The sequence below is a fragment of the Mycobacterium sp. NGS33 genome (assembly GCF_059812885.1).
The window spans coordinates 88,207-103,058 of the sequence record NZ_JCALDN010000004.1; the positions used below are offsets into that span (position 1 = coordinate 88,207).

Consider the following 14,852-nt stretch of genomic DNA (forward strand, 5'->3'; position numbering starts at 1 on the left):
GCCGGAAGTTAGACTTTGCGGCCATGCGCAAGCTCACGGCCCGGGGGGTCAGGATGGCCGCGACCGTCCTCGCGCTCGGTACCTGCACCGCCACCGTCGCCATGTCCACCGCGTGGGCCGACAGCAGCCAACCGGTCGGGTCGCTGCCCATTCCCGACGGGCCGGCGCAAACCTGGATCGTCGCCGACCTGGATAGCGGGCAGGTGCTGGCCGGGCGCGACCAGAACGTGGCCCACCCGCCGGCGAGCACCATCAAGACGCTGTTGGCCCAGGTGGTCCTGGACTCGGTGAGCCTGGACTCGACCGTCGTCGCCGACGTCGCCGACACCCAGGTGGAGTGCAACTGCGTCGGCATCAAACCGGGCCGCACCTACACCGCGCGCCAGCTCCTCGACGGCCTGCTGCTGGTCTCGGGTAACGACGCCGCCAACACGCTCGCGCACATGCTGGGCGGACCGGACGTCACGGTCGCCAAGATGAACGCCAAGGCGGCGTCGCTCGGGGCCACCAACACGCACGCGGCGACGCCGTCCGGGCTGGACGGGCCCGGGGGTTCGGGCGCGTCGACGGCGCACGACCTGGCGGTCATCTTCCGCGCCGCGATGGCCAACCCGGTGTTCGCGCAGATCACCGCCGAGCCGTCGGCGATGTTCCCCGGCGACAACGGCGATCACCCGATCACCAACCAGGACGAGCTGTTGGCGCGCTACCCCGGCGCGATCGGCGGCAAGACCGGGTTCACCAACGCCGCGCGCAAGACCTTCGTCGGGGCCGCCGCCCGCGGGGGCCGCCGGCTGGTGATCGCGATGATGTACGGGCTGATCAAAGAGGGCGGACCGACGTACTGGGATCAGGCGGCGACGCTGTTCGACTGGGGATTCGCGCAAAGCCCGCAATCCAGCATCGGCTCGCTGTAACTCCCGTCAGGAGTCCGGCAGCGCCGCGGTGAGCAGCGTCATCAGCACCGGGATCCGCTGTGCGGCGATATCCGGTTGCGGCAGAACGCCTTCCACCACGGCGGCGCCGTCGAACACGTTGGTCATCAGCGCCACGAACACCGGGAAGGTGTCCTCGGGGAAGCGTTCGGCGCCCGGGAGCGCGCGGGCGGCGTCGTGGATCTTCGCGGCGTACTGACCCAGCTCGTGTTGCAAAGTCTCCCTGAGCTTTTCGTCGGTGCGGGCGGCCACCAGCAGTTCATAGATGACGGCGTTGGCCGGGCCGCTGGTGATGTCACGCAGGATCCCCAGGGCCGCCTCCAGGGCCGGCCGGTCGGCGGGTATCTCGGCGACCCCCTTGGTGAACGAGTCCAGCTGGCGGCGCAACACCTCCGACGCCGTCGCCGCCATGAAATCGCCCATCGTGTCGAAGTGCCGGAACAGCGCGCCCACCGACACCCCGGCCCGCTTGGTGATCACCGCGGCGGACGCCCGGGCGTAGCCGACCTCGATGATGGTGGCGATGCAGGCGTCGATGAGCCGTCCGACGGTTTCCTCGCGGCGCTGCTGCTGTGTCCTGGCCATGTCAGGCGGGCACGCTCAGCGCGCCGCGTTCCCGGTGCGCGCGCTGTCCCGCCCGCAGGTAGCGGCCCGACCGCACGGATTGGCCGTAGCCGTCCCGGAATTCGCCCCTGGAGTGGCTGCCGCCGAAGACGACGACGCCGCCCACCCCGGTGGCGACCACCGCGCCGTCGTTGCGGTTGACCATGCGGCGCAAACCGCCGTAGAACGGCACCGCTTCCTCGTGGTAGCCGTCGACGGATTCGTCGAGCCCGGCCGGGTCGATCACCACGAAGTCCGCGCGGTCGCCCTGGCGCAGCGTGCCGGCGTCGATGCCGAACCACTCCCCCAGCTCCCCGGTGAGCCGATGCACCGCGTGCTCGATCGACATGAAGGGCGCGCCGGCCCGGTAGGCGTCCCGGGTGCGCTTGAGCATCCGCAGCCCGAAGTTGTAGAAGGCCATGTTGCGCAGGTGCGCCCCGGCGTCCGAAAAGCCCATGTGCACGCTGCCTTCGGTGGCGAGCGCGTCCAGCAGCTTGGGGCGATGGTTGGCGACGACGGTCGTCCACCGGACGTTGCGCTCGCCGTTCTCGACGAGCACGTCCAGGAACGCGTCGAGCGGGTGCAGCTTGCGCTCGACGGCGATGGCGCCAAAGCTCTTGCCGATCAACGACTTATCCGGGCATTCGACGATGACGGCGTCGTGGAAGTCGCGGTGCCACAGCGACGGCCCGAGCTTGATGCGGTCGAACTCGCGCCGGAATTTCCGCCGGTATTCCTTGTCCGCCAGTAACTCGTTGCGCTCCAACTGGTCCCGCAGGTGCAGGGCGGCCGTCCCGGCCCCGAACTCCTCGAAGACCGGCAGGTCGATGCCGTCGGAGTACAACTCGAAGGGCACCGGCAGGTGCTGGAATTTCACGCTGGACCCCAGTAGCTTGTTGAGCAGACGAGTTCCCGGGCCGAAGACGTAGACCGACAGCGGCATCGACTTGGCATCGGCGGACACCAGCATGCTCATCCGAACACCCCTGCCCCAGTTCAGCATTCGACTGCTGGCCAGGAAGAAGAGCATTCCGGTCGACGGCTTCGCCACGTTGGGGGCGCTCTGCAGGATCCGGCCGCGCTTGCGCAGCACCTTGATCAGCCTGCGGCGCTCCCGCCACGTCGCGAAGGTGGACGGCAGGGCGCGCGAGCGGAAGCGTTCGCCGTCGAGTTTGTCGATGGGCGCGTCCATCCCGGACATGCCGAGCACACCGGCGTCCAGGGCCTCGCCCAACAGGCCGGCCATTTTCTCCAGCTCGGCCTCGGTGGGCCGCACCGTGGGGTCGGTGGCCCGATCCAGCCCGAGCACCGCGGTCCGCAGGTCCGAATGCCCAAGCAGCGAACCGACATTGGGCCCCAGGGGCAGGGCGTCGATCGCCGCGATGTATTCCGCGGCCGTCGACCAGGTGCGGTTCGAATCCAGCGCGCCGAAGACGTATTCGCGCGGCACCGCCTCCACCCTGCTGAACAGGTCGGCGGCGTCCTGGGAGTCGGCGTAGACCGTCGACAACGAGCAGTTGCCCAGCAGCACGGTGGTGACGCCGTGGCGCACCGACTCGCGCAGCCCCGGGTCCAGCAGCACCTCGGCGTCGTAATGGGTGTGCACGTCGAGGAAGCCGGGCACCACCCATTTGCCGGCCGCGTCGATCACCTCGGGGCAACCGGTCTCGTCCAGCGGCTCGGTGGAGACCGTGGCCACCACGCCGTCGCGGATGCCGAGCGTGCGGGTCAGCGGCGCGCTGCCGGTGCCGTCGAACCACAATCCGTCGCGAATGATCACGTCGTAGGCCATGGGTTCCTCCATGTCGTTGATGCCGGGAACGCTAACATAGATAGCGATCACTCGCAATCTTTTCTCAGCGAAACTGCAGGATCCATGCGGGACTATGGGTCAGTGTGCGCCACCGAGTGGCGCCGCGGCCGCAACCACGGTGGCCTCGGCGCGGCGGCCGGGAACGCGGCCTTCATAAGAGGTCGCCGCTTAGGCGGGCGACCGAAAGATCTTGCCGCGCAACATGATCAGATCGGGACTGTTCAGCACGGCGGGGCCCGAGCGCGGGTCTTGGGCGTAACAGAGCAGGTCGGCCGAGGCACCGTGATCGAGCCCGGGCCGGCCGAGCCAGCGACGCGCGTCCCAGCACGCCGCGCCCAGCGCCTCGGTCGGGCTCATGCCGATGCGCTTGAGCGCCTCGACCTCGTCGGCGATGCGTCCGGGCGCCACCATGGTGCCGGCGTCGCTGCCGGCGTAGATCGGCACGCCCGCCTCGCGGGCCGCGGCGATCCGGGACAGGCCACGGGCATGCAGGTCGCGCATGTGCGCGGCATACGCCGGGTACTTCGCGGCGGCCTCGGCGATCCCGGGGAAGTTCTCCACGATGTTGACCAGCGTCGGGACCAGCACGGTCCCGCGAGCGGCCATCAGCTCGATGGTGTCGTCGGTCAGGCCGGTGCCGTGCTCGATGCAGTCGATGCCGGCGTTGATCAGCCCGGGCAGGGCGCCCTCACTGAAGACGTGCGCGGTGACCCGGGCGCCGTGGGCGTGCGCGGTGTCGATGGCGGCTTTGAGGACGTCGTCGGACCACAGCGGGGCCAGATCGCCGACGCTGCGGTCGATCCAGTCGCCGACCAGCTTGACCCAGCCGTCGCCGCGCTTGGCCTCTTCGGCGACGGCTGCCGGCAGCTGCCATTCGTCCTCCAGCTCGCGGGAGAAGCCCGCCGCGTACCGCTTCGGCCTGGCCAGATGCTTGCCGGCGCGGATGATGCGGGGCAGATCCTCGCGGTCGTCGAGGCTGCGGGTGTCGGTGGGCGAACCGCAGTCCCGCAGCAGCAGCGCGCCGACATCGCGTTCGATCTCGGCCTGGGCGATCGCATCGTCGAGGGGGATCTCGCCGTGCTCCCCGAGGCCGACGTGGCAGTGGGCGTCGACCAGGCCGGGCACGATCCAGCCGCCGTCGAACACGGTGTCCGCGCCGGCGAGGGGTTCGGCGCTGATGCGGCCGTCGACGATCCACAGGTCGATCTCGGTCTCGTCGGGCAGCCCCACACCCCGCACGTGCATGCGCACGGCGGCTAGTTCTTGCCCGGGAACTTCAGCTTGGACAGGTCGAAGTCGGCCAGACCGGGCGGCAGCTCGTTGAGCCCCTCGGGCATCTGCGACAGGTCGGGGAAACCGGCCGGCATGCCCGGCATCCCGGCGGCCAGCGGGTTGCGGGCCTTCGGCGGCGTCGGGCCGCGTCCGCCCTTCTTGCCCTTCTTGCCCGCCTTGCCCTTGGCCCCCTTGGACTTCCGGGTCGCCGACTTGCGGCCCAGACCGGGGATGCCCATGCCGCCGAGCATGGAGGACATCATCTTGCGGGCCTCGAAGAAGCGGTCCACCAGCTGGTTGACCTCGGACACCGTGACGCCCGACCCGTTGGCGATGCGCAGCCGTCGCGACGCGTTGATGATCTTCGGGTCGGCGCGCTCGGCCGGGGTCATGCCGCGGATGATGGCCTGCAGGCGGTCGAGCTGGCGGTCGTCGACCTGGGCCAGCGCGTCCTTCATCTGCCCGGCGCCGGGCAGCATGCCCAGCAGGTTGCCGATCGGGCCCATCTTGCGGATGGCCAGCATCTGTTCCAGGAAGTCCTCGAGGGTGAGCTCGCCGCTGCCGATCTTGACCGCGGCGGCCTCGGCCTGCTCGGCGTCGAAGACCTGCTCGGCCTGCTCGATGAGGCTCAGCACGTCGCCCATGCCCAGGATGCGGCTCGACATCCGGTCGGGGTGGAAGACGTCGAAGTCCTCCAGCTTCTCGCCGGTGGAAGCGAAAAGGATTGGGACGCCGGTCACCTCGCGCACCGAGAGCGCCGCGCCACCGCGGGCGTCACCGTCGAGCTTGGTCAGCACCACGCCGGTGAACCCGACGCCCTCGCGGAACGCCTCGGCGGTGGTGACGGCGTCCTGACCGATCATCGCGTCCAGGACGAACAGCACTTCGTCGGGATTGACGGCGTCGCGGATGGCCGCGGCCTGCGCCATCAGCTCGTCGTCGATGCCCAGCCGGCCGGCGGTGTCGACGATGACGACGTCGAAGTGCTTGGCCCGCGCCTCGGCGAGTCCGGCGGCCGCGACGGCGACCGGGTCGCCGGGCCCGGACTCGGGGGAGGCACCGGGATGCGGCGCGAAGACCGGCACCCCGGCGCGCTCGCCGACGACCTGCAGCTGGTTGACCGCGGCCGGGCGCTGCAGGTCGCACGCCACCAGCAGCGGGGTGTGTCCCTGCCCGCGCAGCCAGGCGGCCAGCTTGCCGGCCAGCGAGGTCTTACCGGAACCCTGCAGACCGGCGAGCATCACCACGGTCGGCGGCGTCTTGGCGAACGCCAGCTGGCGGGTCTGTCCGCCCAGGATGCCGATGAGTTCTTCGTTGACGATCTTGACGACCTGCTGCGCCGGGTTGAGCGCGCCGGAGACCTCGGCGCCCTTGGCGCGGTCCTTGATCCGGGTGACGAACGCGCGCACCACGGGCAGCGACACGTCGGCTTCCAGCAACGCCAGCCGGATCTCGCGGGTGGTCGCCTCGATATCGGCGTCGGTCAATCGACCCTTGCCGCGCAGCCCCGCAAGGGCACCGGTCAATCGGTCGGACAGCGATTCAAACACCCCGACAGCCTAGTGGTGATCGCCAGCCCCGCGCCGCGGGGCGCAGCGGGTCACCCACTCATCGGGCCGAGTGAGCCCGGCGGAGTGGACTCGTCGCCGCCCGTCGGCGCGACACTGCAACCACGCACACGACACGCCGGTAACGGTGTCCGTCGTTTCAGTCTCGGCGAGGCGGCGAGCGGGCTTGAATGGTCGAGTGCTCGAGGTGATCGACAAAGGGTCCTGCACCGACGCGCATCCGGTGCCGCTGCTGTTCGTGCACGGCGGCTGGCATGGCGCGTGGTGCTGGGAACACTTCCTGGACTACTTCGCCGGCGCCGGCTACCGCGCGGTCGCGATGAGCCTGCGCGGACACGGCAACAGCCCCACCCCCAAGCCGCTGCCGAAGGTGTCCATCGCCGACTACATCGACGACGTCCGATCGGTGGCCGACGACCTGGGCGGCGCCCCGGTCCTGGTCGGTCATTCGCTGGGCGGGTTCGTGGTCCAGCGCTACCTTGAGGATCGGCGCGCCCCGGCCGCCGTGCTGGTGGGCTCGGTGCCGCCGCAGGGCGTGCTGACGCTGGCGTTGCGGGTGTGGCGCCGCCGGCCGGCGATGACGGTGGAATCGTGGAGCGACCCCACGCTGCTGAGATTCCTCGCCACCCCGGCGCTGGCCCGCGAGTACCTGTTCTGTCCCGACACGCCCGAGGATGTCGTCGAGGCCTGCCGGCAGCGCGCCGGCGCCGAGAGCGTCCGCGCCGCCATGACCGACCCGATCGTCCGCCGCGTGCGCACCAAGCGGGTGACGACCCCGATCCTGGTCCTGGGCGCCGAGTACGACGGCTTCGTCAGCGTCCGCGAGGTGCGCAACACGGCGCGCGCCTACCGCACCGAGCCGGAATTCTTTTCCATGGGCCACAACATGATACTCGAACCGGGCTGGGCCGACGTTGCCGCACGCATCCATGAGTGGCTGCAGACCCGCGAAGCGGTGAGTCCGACACGATAGCCAGTCGAGTCGTTACTGCGCCGAAAAGCGTTGGCGTGCTAGATTTCACAGCCGCCACTCAATCGAGTTGGCCGCGTCGGCGAGCAACGGAACGGGGGGCCTGTGTCGGTGCCGCTCAGCAGCATCCAGGCGCGGGCCGACAGCGATCCCAGCGACACCGGCGACACCGGCGCGCTGCGTGGCTGGCAGCGCAGGGCGCTGGTGCGCTATCTCGCCGGGCAGCCGCGCGATTTCCTGGCGGTGGCCACCCCGGGCTCGGGGAAAACCACCTTCGCCCTGCGCGTGGCGGCCGAACTGCTCGGTCAGCGCGCCGTCGAGCACATCACCGTCGTGGTGCCCACCGAGCACCTCAAGGTCCAGTGGGCGCAGGCCGCGCAGCGCTACGGCATCGCCCTGGATCCCAAGTTCTCCAACAGCAACCCACGGATCGCGCCGGAATTTCACGGGGTGATGGTCACCTACGCTCAGGTCGCCGCGCACCCGACCTTGCACCGGGTGCGCACCGAGCAGCGCAGGACCCTGGTCATCTTCGACGAGATCCACCACGGCGGCGACGCCAAGACGTGGGGCGACGCCATCCGCGAGGCGTTCGGTGACGCCACCCGCCGGCTCGCCCTGACGGGGACGCCGTTTCGTAGCGACGACAGCCCCATCCCGTTCGTGACCTACGAGGCCGGCCCCGACGGGATCCGGCGGTCGCGGGCCGATCACACCTACGGCTACACCGACGCTCTGGCCGACGGCGTGGTGCGGCCGGTGGTGTTCCTCGCCTACTCCGGGGAGGCGCGGTGGCGCGACAGCGCCGGGGAGGAGCACGCGGCCCGCTTGGGCGAGCCGCTGTCCGCCGAGCAGACCGCGCGGGCCTGGCGCACGGCGCTGGACCCCGCGGGCGAATGGATGCCCGCGGTGATCACCGCGGCGGATCTGCGGCTGCGCCAGCTGCGCACGCACGTGCCCGACGCCGGCGGCATGATCATCGCCTCGGATCAGACCGCGGCCCGCGCCTACGCGGCCCTGCTGGCCAGGCTGACCGGCGAGGCGCCGACGCTGGTGCTCTCCGACGACCCCGGCTCGTCGGCGCGCATCAGCGAATTCGCCGCGAGCACCAGCCGGTGGCTCGTCGCGGTGCGCATGGTCTCCGAGGGCGTCGACGTGCCGCGGCTGTCGGTCGGGATCTACGCCACCAGCGCCTCGACGCCGCTGTTCTTCGCTCAGGCCATCGGCCGGTTCGTCCGGTCGCGCCGCCCGGGCGAAATCGCCAGCATCTTCGTGCCGTCGGTGCCCAACCTGCTGCAGCTGGCCAGCGAGCTGGAGGCCCAGCGCAACCACGTGCTCGGCGAGCCGCACCGCCCGTCCGAGGGCGACCCGCTCGACGGCGATCCCGCCACCAAGACGCAGGACGAGAAGACCGAGCCGGACAAGGGATTCACCTCGCTGGGCGCCGACGCCGAGCTCGACCAGCTGATCTTCGACGGGTCGTCGTTCGGCACCGCCGCCCCCGCCGGCAGCGACGAGGAGGCCGACTACCTCGGCATCCCCGGGTTGCTCGACGCCGAGCAGATGCGGGCGCTGCTGCACCAGCGTCAGGACGAACAGCTGCAGAAGCGTGCCCGCCTGCAGAAGGAGGCCGGATCGCCGGCGGCCGTCGAAGCCCCGTCGGCGACGGTGCACGGCCAGCTTCGGGAGCTGCGCCGCGAGCTCAACACCCTCGTGTCGATCGCCCATCACCGGACGGGCAAGCCGCACGGCTGGATTCACAACGAACTGCGGCGCCGCTGCGGCGGCCCCCCGATCGCGGCGGCCAGCCGCGAACAGCTGCGGGCGCGCATCGAGGCCGTGCGCCAGCTCAACGCCGAGCGTTAGCCCCTAGTCGCCGACGGGTTCCTCGAGCACCTCGACGGCGGGGCCTCCCAACACCGCCAGCAGACTCTGCTCGACCGCGTCCCGCGCGCCGTGCTCGGCGTCGCCGGCCGCCGCGGCCGCTTGTTGGGACACGGTCACGCAGAAGACGTCGGCCGCCGTCGACCCGAAGGTGTTGACCTTCGCCCACACGATGTCGGTGCCCGCGCGTTCGAGCGCGCGGGTCAGCAGCGCCAGCAGCCCGAGGCGGTCCATCGCGCGGACCTCGACGACCAATTGATCGGGTGAGCCCGAGTCGACCCACAGGATGCGGGGTGGGGCGCTCGACCGCGTGACCGGCACCCCGACCTGGACCTCGCCGGCCCGGCTAGTCGCCGCGGCCACGGCGTCGCTGTCGCGTTTCTCCAAAGCGCCCAGCACGTCGACGTCACCACCGAGCGCGCCGGTGAACTGCTGGCGCAGCAGGCCCGCCTCCGGCGGCGAACCGAACAGCGGCGACACCACGAATTCGACGATGGCGAATCCCTCGTGGGTGCTGGCCGATGCCGAATGGATGCGCAGCGAGTTCAGCGCCAGCACGGCCGCGGCTTTCGACACCAATCCCCGCTGATCCGGCGCGGCCATCACCACGTCCAGGCGTTCGCCGCCACTAGGTTTGATGTCGACGTGGACGCCGCGGTCGGTGGCCAGCGAAAGATATTGCGGCGCAGCGGGTTCTACTTTAGGTAGCGGCTCGCCGGCCATCAGCAGCCGGCACCGCCGAACCAGGTCCTCGATCAGCGACGCCTTCCAGTCGCTCCACACCCCGGGACCGGTGGCCTTCGAGTCCGCCTCGGTCAGGGCGTGCAGAACCTCGAGCAGAAGCGCGTCGCCGCTGAGCGCTTTCACCACGCGCTCAATGGTTTTGGGGTCGTTGAGATCGCTACGGGTGGCCACCACCGGCAGCAGCAGGTGGTGGCGCACCAGCTGGGCGAGCAGCTCGACCTCGACCGGCGCCATGCCCAGCCTAGGCCCGATCTCGAGCGCCAGGCCCGCCCCGAGCACGCTGTGGTCGACGCCGCGACCCTTGCCGATGTCGTGCAGCAGCGCGCCGAGGGCGAGCAGGTCGGGTCGCGCCACCCGGGTGGACAGCGGTGCGGCGTTGACGGCGGTCTCGATGACGTGGCGGTCCACCGTCCACTTGTGCGCGACGTCGCGGGGAGGCAGGTCGCGGATCGCATCCCATTCCGGTAGCAGCCGCCCCCACAGCCCGGTGCGGTCCAGCGCCTCGATCGTCGCGACCGTGGTCGGCCCGGCCGACAGCACAACCAGCAAGTCGTCCAACGACTCTCGCGGCCAGGGCACCGGCATCTCGGGTGCGCTGGCCGCCAGGCGGCTCAGCGTGGCGGCGCCGATCGGCAATCCGGTGTCGGCCGACGCCGCGGCCACTCGCAACACCAGACCCACGTCGGTGTCCGGGCGTGCGTCGCGGGCCAGCACGATCTCCCCGGCGTATTCGACGACGCCCTCGTCCAGCGGGCGGCGCTTGGGCCGGCGGACCAATGCCGTCACCCCGCGGCGCGGCAGCGCGTTCTCGGCGGTCCGGATGCCCGTCTCGGCGTGGTAGGCGATCGTGCGCCCCGCGTCGGATAGCTTGCGCGCCAGGTCAAATCGATCACCGATGTGCAGCGCGGCGCTGATCTCGTCGGCGTATTGGGCCTGCAGCTGATCGCGTCCGCGGCCCGAGACCCGGTGCAGCTCGGTGCGCACGTCGAGCAGCGTCAGATGGGCGTCGTCGAGCGAGCCCCCGGGTGATTCCGGTCGGGCCATGCCGTGGCGGTCGATCAGCTGCGCCACCCCCAGCGCGTCGAGCAGTTGCACGTCGCGAAGTCCGCCGCGGCCCGATTTCAGGTCCGGCTCGGCGCGCTGCGCGATGCGGCCACACCGTCCCCAGCGCGCCTGTGTCATCTCGACGAGCTCGTTCATCCGGGACCGAATGGCGCTGCGCCACTGCCGTCGTGCGCCGGCGATCAGTTCGTCGGACAAGCGCGCATCGCCGGCGATGTGACGGGCGTCGAGCATGCCCAGCGCGGCGATCATGTCGGCGTTGGCGACGCCGAGGGCCCCGGAGACGGTCCGCACGCTGTGGTCAAGCCGAACGTTGGCGTCCCACAGCGGATACCACAACTTGTCGGCGACCTTGCCCAGCACGTCGTCGGACTTGTTGTCGTGCAACAGCATCAGATCAAGGTCGGAATACGGCAACAGCTCGTGGCGGCCCAATCCGCCGATCCCGACGATCGCGAAGCCGCTGTCGTCGCCGATCCCGATCTCGGCCGCCTTGGCCATCAACCACGATTCGTGCAGATCCAGCCAGGCGTGTCGCAGCTCGGCGGCGTGCAGCTTGCTGCCCTCAGACAACAGTTGGCGCCGCGCGGCAGCCAGATCGACTGCCCCGCAGGCGCTTTCTGTCCCGGCTGGAGGCCCGGACGAGTCGGGGTCGTTCGGGGTCATGCCCTCCCGGCCCGCCCGGGTCGAATCAGCAATTGACAGCGGATGTCATAGCGCATCGGTTCCGCGCTCGCCGGTGCGCACCCGCACAATGGTTTCCACGGGGCTCACCCACACTTTGCCGTCACCGATCTTGCCGGTGCGTGCCGCCCGGACGATGCTGTCTACGACCTTGTCGACGATGGAGTCGTCGACGACGACCTCGATGCGCACCTTGGGCACGAAGTCGACCGAGTACTCGGCGCCCCGGTAAACCTCGGTGTGGCCCTTCTGCCGTCCGTAGCCCTGGATTTCGCTGACCGTCATGCCCAGGACGCCCGCGTCCTCGAGGCTGGTCTTCACGTCATCGAGCGTGAACGGCTTTACGATCGCGGTGATCAGCTTCATGACTGCTCTGCCTCCACTTTGTCGCCCACTCGCTCCTCCTCCAGGCCGTTGCGGGTATCCGCCACAGGGACCCGGGGCGGCAGAACCGAACCGGTAGCCACGGCGAAATCGTAACCACTCTCGGCGTGCTCGGCCTCGTCGATGCCCGTGGCTTCCGCCTCTGGGTTGAGACGAAGCCCGATGGTGTACTTCAGGATCAACGCCAGGATCAGCGTAACCACCCCAGAGTAGATGAGGACACTGAACGCGCCGACTGCCTGCCGCTCGAGCTGAGCCCAGCCGCCGCCGTAGAACAATCCCTTGGACACGCCGGTGACGCCGTTGATGGCGGGGGTCTCCGGGGCGGCGAGCAGCCCGACCAGCAGCGTGCCGGCCAGACCGCCGACCAGGTGCACCCCGACCACGTCGAGCGAGTCGTCGAAGCCCAGCTTGAATTTCAGGCCGACGGCCAGCGCGCACAACACGCCCGCCACCAGGCCCACCACCAGCGCGCCCAGCACGTTGACCGACGAGCAGGACGGCGTGATGGCGACCAGCCCCGCGACGATGCCCGAGGCCGCGCCCAGCGTCGTCGCCTTGCCGTCGCGGATGCGTTCGGTGAGCATCCAGCCCAGCATCGCGGTGGCCGTCGCGACCGTCGTCGTCATGAAGGTCGACCCGGCGACTCCGTTGGAGCTGGTGGCCGACCCGGCGTTGAACCCATACCAACCGAACCACAGCAATCCGGCACCGAGCATCACGAACGGCAGGTTGTGCGGCCGGAACAACGTGGTGGGCCATCCGCGACGCTTGCCCAGCACGATCGCCAGCATCAGGCCCGCCACACCGGAATTGATGTGCACCGCCGTCCCGCCGGCGAAGTCGATCGCGTGCAGCTTGTTGGCGATCCAGCCACCCTTCTCGGAGGCGAAGCCGTCGAACGCGAAAACCCAATGGGCGACCGGGAAGTAGACGAACGTCGCCCACAGACCGGCGAACACCAGCCAGGCGCCGAACTTCAGCCGGTCGGACACCGCGCCGGAGATCAGGGCGACGGTGATGATCGCGAACATCAGCTGGAACGCCACGAACACGGTGGCGGGCAGGGTGCCCGCCAGCGGAATATCCGTTGCCGCAACGCCTTTGCTCGGATCGGCGGCCACGGCGTTGACGCCGATAAGGCCCTTGAGTCCCCAGAACGACGTCGGCTTCCCGACGACGCCGCCGGCGTCATCACCGAACGCGATCGAATAGCCGTAGAGCACCCACAACACGGTGACCACGCCCATCGCGCTGATGCTCATCATGAGCATGTTCAGCACGCTTCTGGCGCGCACCATACCGCCGTAGAAGAACGCCAGACCCGGCGTCATCAACAGCACCAGCGCGGAACTGGCCAACATCCAGGCGGTATCGCCGGTATTGGGCTGGCCCAGTATCGGGTATGTCACTCGCAATCTCCTCCGGTCGGCCCACGATTGGCCGCCAGACTCACGTCTGATGACCTGACCAGAAGATTGCGCAATCGTTGTTTCGGCAATGGTGCGGCCGTGTTTCGGTGGGATTAACGTCCCGCTCGCCGTGTGAGGGCGGTCAGCCGAGCAACGCGTCGACGAAAGCCGCCGGTTCGAACGGCGCCAGATCGTCGGGACCCTCCCCCAGGCCGACCAGTTTGACCGGCACACCGAGTTCCTGCTGAACCCGAAAAACGATGCCGCCCTTGGCCGTTCCGTCCAGTTTGGTCAGCACGGCGCCGGTGATCTCAACCACCTCGGCGAACACCCGGGCCTGGGCCAGCCCGTTCTGCCCGATGGTCGCGTCGAGCACCAGCAACACCTCGTCGACCGCGGCCCGCCGTGTTACGACCCGCTTAACTTTGTCGAGCTCGTCCATCAGCCCGACCTTGGTGTGCAGCCGGCCCGCGGTGTCGATGAGCACCACGTCCGCGCCCGCCGCGATGCCCTTGTCGACGGCGTCGAACGCGACCGAGGCCGGGTCGGCGCCTTCGGCCCCCCGCACCACCTCCGCGCCGACCCGCGACGCCCAGGTCTGCAGCTGGTCGGCCGCCGCGGCGCGGAAGGTGTCGGCGGCGCCCAGCACGACGCGTCGGCCGTCGGCGACCAGGACCCGGGCCAACTTGCCCACGGTGGTGGTCTTTCCGGTGCCGTTCACGCCGACGATGAGCAACACCGAGGGGTGGTCGGCGTGCGGCAGCGCGCGGATCGACCGGTCCATGCCGGGCTGCAGCTCGTTGATCAGCACGTCGCGCAGCACGGCCTTGGCGTCGGCCTCGGTGCGCACGTCGCTGCTGGCCAGTCGTAAGCGCAGCTGGGAGATCACGGATTCGGCGACCACCGGGCCCAGGTCGGCGATCAGCAGCGTGTCCTCGACGTCCTGCCAGGCGTCCTCGTCCAGGTCGCCGCCGCCGATCAGGCCCAGCACGCTGCGCCCGAGCGCGTTCTGCGACCGGGCCAGCCGGCCGCGCAACCGCTCCAGCCGGCCCTCGGTGGGCGCGATCTCCTCGAGCTCGGCGGCGGTCGCGGGGGCCGGGGCCTCGGGTGCCGGGGCCGGCGGCGCGGGGGCCGGCGGGGGCTGCAGGTCCGAAGGCGGCGCGGCCGGTGCTTCGGGTTCGGGCTCGGGTTCGGGGAGTTCGACCTCGGAGATGGTGCGCCGCGGCGCGTCGCGGGGAATGGCCGCGTCGTCGCCTACCGCGGGCAGACCGGTGGTGTCGAGCCGATCGGCCGTCGTGGTCTGACTGAAGGTGATGCCCGAGGACGCGATGTAGCCGCCGGAGCGGTCGATCGCACCGGGCTCGGGCTTCGCCGAGAAGCTGATCCGGCGCCGGCGATACCGCAGCAGGCCCAGCACCAGCGCGGTGATGACGAGCAGGGCAGCGACGACCGCGATCGCGATCCAAAGACCTTGGGACACGCTGACATTGTTTCAGGGGCGGCGCGGCCGCCCGGCAGCCA

11 protein-coding genes are annotated in these 14,852 nt (G+C 70.2%); 3 read left to right on the forward strand and 8 right to left on the reverse strand.

Features of this window, described 5'->3' with window-relative positions; all coding sequences use genetic code 11:
- The first annotated feature begins 23 nt into the window (after positions 1-23).
- A complete protein-coding gene (locus AC5Y5B_RS10650; protein WP_112633007.1) occupies positions 24-917 on the forward strand; it encodes a D-alanyl-D-alanine carboxypeptidase family protein in 894 nt (297 codons plus the stop codon).
- Positions 918-923: 6 nt separating this feature from the next.
- On the opposite strand, the gene AC5Y5B_RS10655 is transcribed toward AC5Y5B_RS10650, so the two are convergent.
- From AC5Y5B_RS10655 to ffh, 4 genes are all read right to left on the reverse strand, one after another.
- A complete protein-coding gene (locus AC5Y5B_RS10655) occupies positions 924-1,520 on the reverse strand; it encodes a TetR/AcrR family transcriptional regulator (protein WP_112633008.1) in 597 nt (198 codons plus the stop codon).
- A gap of 1 nt (position 1,521) precedes the next feature.
- Positions 1,522-3,342: an N-acyl-D-amino-acid deacylase family protein gene (locus AC5Y5B_RS10660; RefSeq protein ID WP_500005393.1), complete on the reverse strand. Its 1,821-nt coding sequence runs from the start codon at positions 3,340-3,342 to the stop codon at positions 1,522-1,524.
- A gap of 177 nt (positions 3,343-3,519) precedes the next feature.
- Positions 3,520-4,596 carry a metal-dependent hydrolase family protein gene (locus AC5Y5B_RS10665; protein ID WP_500005322.1) on the reverse strand — a complete coding sequence of 359 codons (1,077 nt, stop codon included), beginning with the start codon at positions 4,594-4,596 and terminating at the stop codon, positions 3,520-3,522.
- Positions 4,597-4,607: 11 nt separating this feature from the next.
- Positions 4,608-6,173, reverse strand: a complete 1,566-nt coding sequence (gene ffh / locus AC5Y5B_RS10670) for a signal recognition particle protein (protein WP_500005323.1) — start codon at positions 6,171-6,173, stop codon at positions 4,608-4,610.
- A gap of 196 nt (positions 6,174-6,369) precedes the next feature.
- On the opposite strand from ffh, the gene AC5Y5B_RS10675 reads away from it, so the two are divergent.
- The gene (locus AC5Y5B_RS10675; RefSeq protein WP_500005324.1) at positions 6,370-7,164 is read left to right on the forward strand and encodes an alpha/beta hydrolase; all 795 of its coding nucleotides are present in this window, start codon (positions 6,370-6,372) and stop codon (positions 7,162-7,164) included.
- 102 nt (positions 7,165-7,266) lie between these two features.
- Positions 7,267-9,027: a DEAD/DEAH box helicase gene (locus tag AC5Y5B_RS10680; RefSeq protein ID WP_112633012.1), complete on the forward strand. Its 1,761-nt coding sequence runs from the start codon at positions 7,267-7,269 to the stop codon at positions 9,025-9,027.
- Positions 9,028-9,030: 3 nt separating this feature from the next.
- Here the strand turns inward: AC5Y5B_RS10680 and AC5Y5B_RS10685 are convergent, their stop codons facing one another.
- The 4 genes from AC5Y5B_RS10685 to ftsY all read right to left on the reverse strand — a co-directional run bounded on the left by AC5Y5B_RS10685 (position 9,031) and on the right by ftsY (position 14,811).
- Positions 9,031-11,517 (reverse strand): [protein-PII] uridylyltransferase, encoded by a 2,487-nt coding sequence (locus tag AC5Y5B_RS10685; protein ID WP_112633013.1) that lies wholly within the window; start codon positions 11,515-11,517, stop codon positions 9,031-9,033.
- A gap of 45 nt (positions 11,518-11,562) precedes the next feature.
- On the reverse strand, positions 11,563-11,901 hold the full coding sequence (gene glnB / locus AC5Y5B_RS10690) for a nitrogen regulatory protein P-II (RefSeq protein ID WP_003878721.1): 339 nt from the start codon (positions 11,899-11,901) through the stop codon (positions 11,563-11,565).
- Positions 11,898-13,283 (reverse strand): ammonium transporter, encoded by a 1,386-nt coding sequence (locus tag AC5Y5B_RS10695; RefSeq protein ID WP_112633020.1) that lies wholly within the window; start codon positions 13,281-13,283, stop codon positions 11,898-11,900. The genes glnB and AC5Y5B_RS10695 overlap by 4 nt, the downstream gene beginning before the upstream one ends.
- A gap of 190 nt (positions 13,284-13,473) precedes the next feature.
- Entirely contained in the window at positions 13,474-14,811 is a 1,338-nt protein-coding gene (gene ftsY / locus AC5Y5B_RS10700) for a signal recognition particle-docking protein FtsY (protein WP_289176360.1), read from the reverse strand.
- Positions 14,812-14,852 lie beyond the last annotated feature (41 nt).

What these genes read in the sequence shown, in the direction of transcription:
- AC5Y5B_RS10695 (WP_112633020.1), bottom strand. Translation starts at nt 13,283, where the DNA reads ATGTTGGCCAGTTCCGCGCTGGTGCTGTTGATGACGCCGGGTCTGGCG.
- AC5Y5B_RS10665 (WP_500005322.1), bottom strand. Translation starts at nt 4,596, where the DNA reads ATGCACGTGCGGGGTGTGGGGCTGCCCGACGAGACCGAGATCGACCTG.
- AC5Y5B_RS10660 (WP_500005393.1), bottom strand. Translation starts at nt 3,342, where the DNA reads ATGGAGGAACCCATGGCCTACGACGTGATCATTCGCGACGGATTGTGG.
- glnB (WP_003878721.1), bottom strand. Translation starts at nt 11,901, where the DNA reads ATGAAGCTGATCACCGCGATCGTAAAGCCGTTCACGCTCGATGACGTG.
- AC5Y5B_RS10650 (WP_112633007.1), top strand. Translation starts at nt 24, where the DNA reads ATGCGCAAGCTCACGGCCCGGGGGGTCAGGATGGCCGCGACCGTCCTC.
- AC5Y5B_RS10655 (WP_112633008.1), bottom strand. Translation starts at nt 1,520, where the DNA reads ATGGCCAGGACACAGCAGCAGCGCCGCGAGGAAACCGTCGGACGGCTC.
- AC5Y5B_RS10685 (WP_112633013.1), bottom strand. Translation starts at nt 11,517, where the DNA reads ATGACCCCGAACGACCCCGACTCGTCCGGGCCTCCAGCCGGGACAGAA.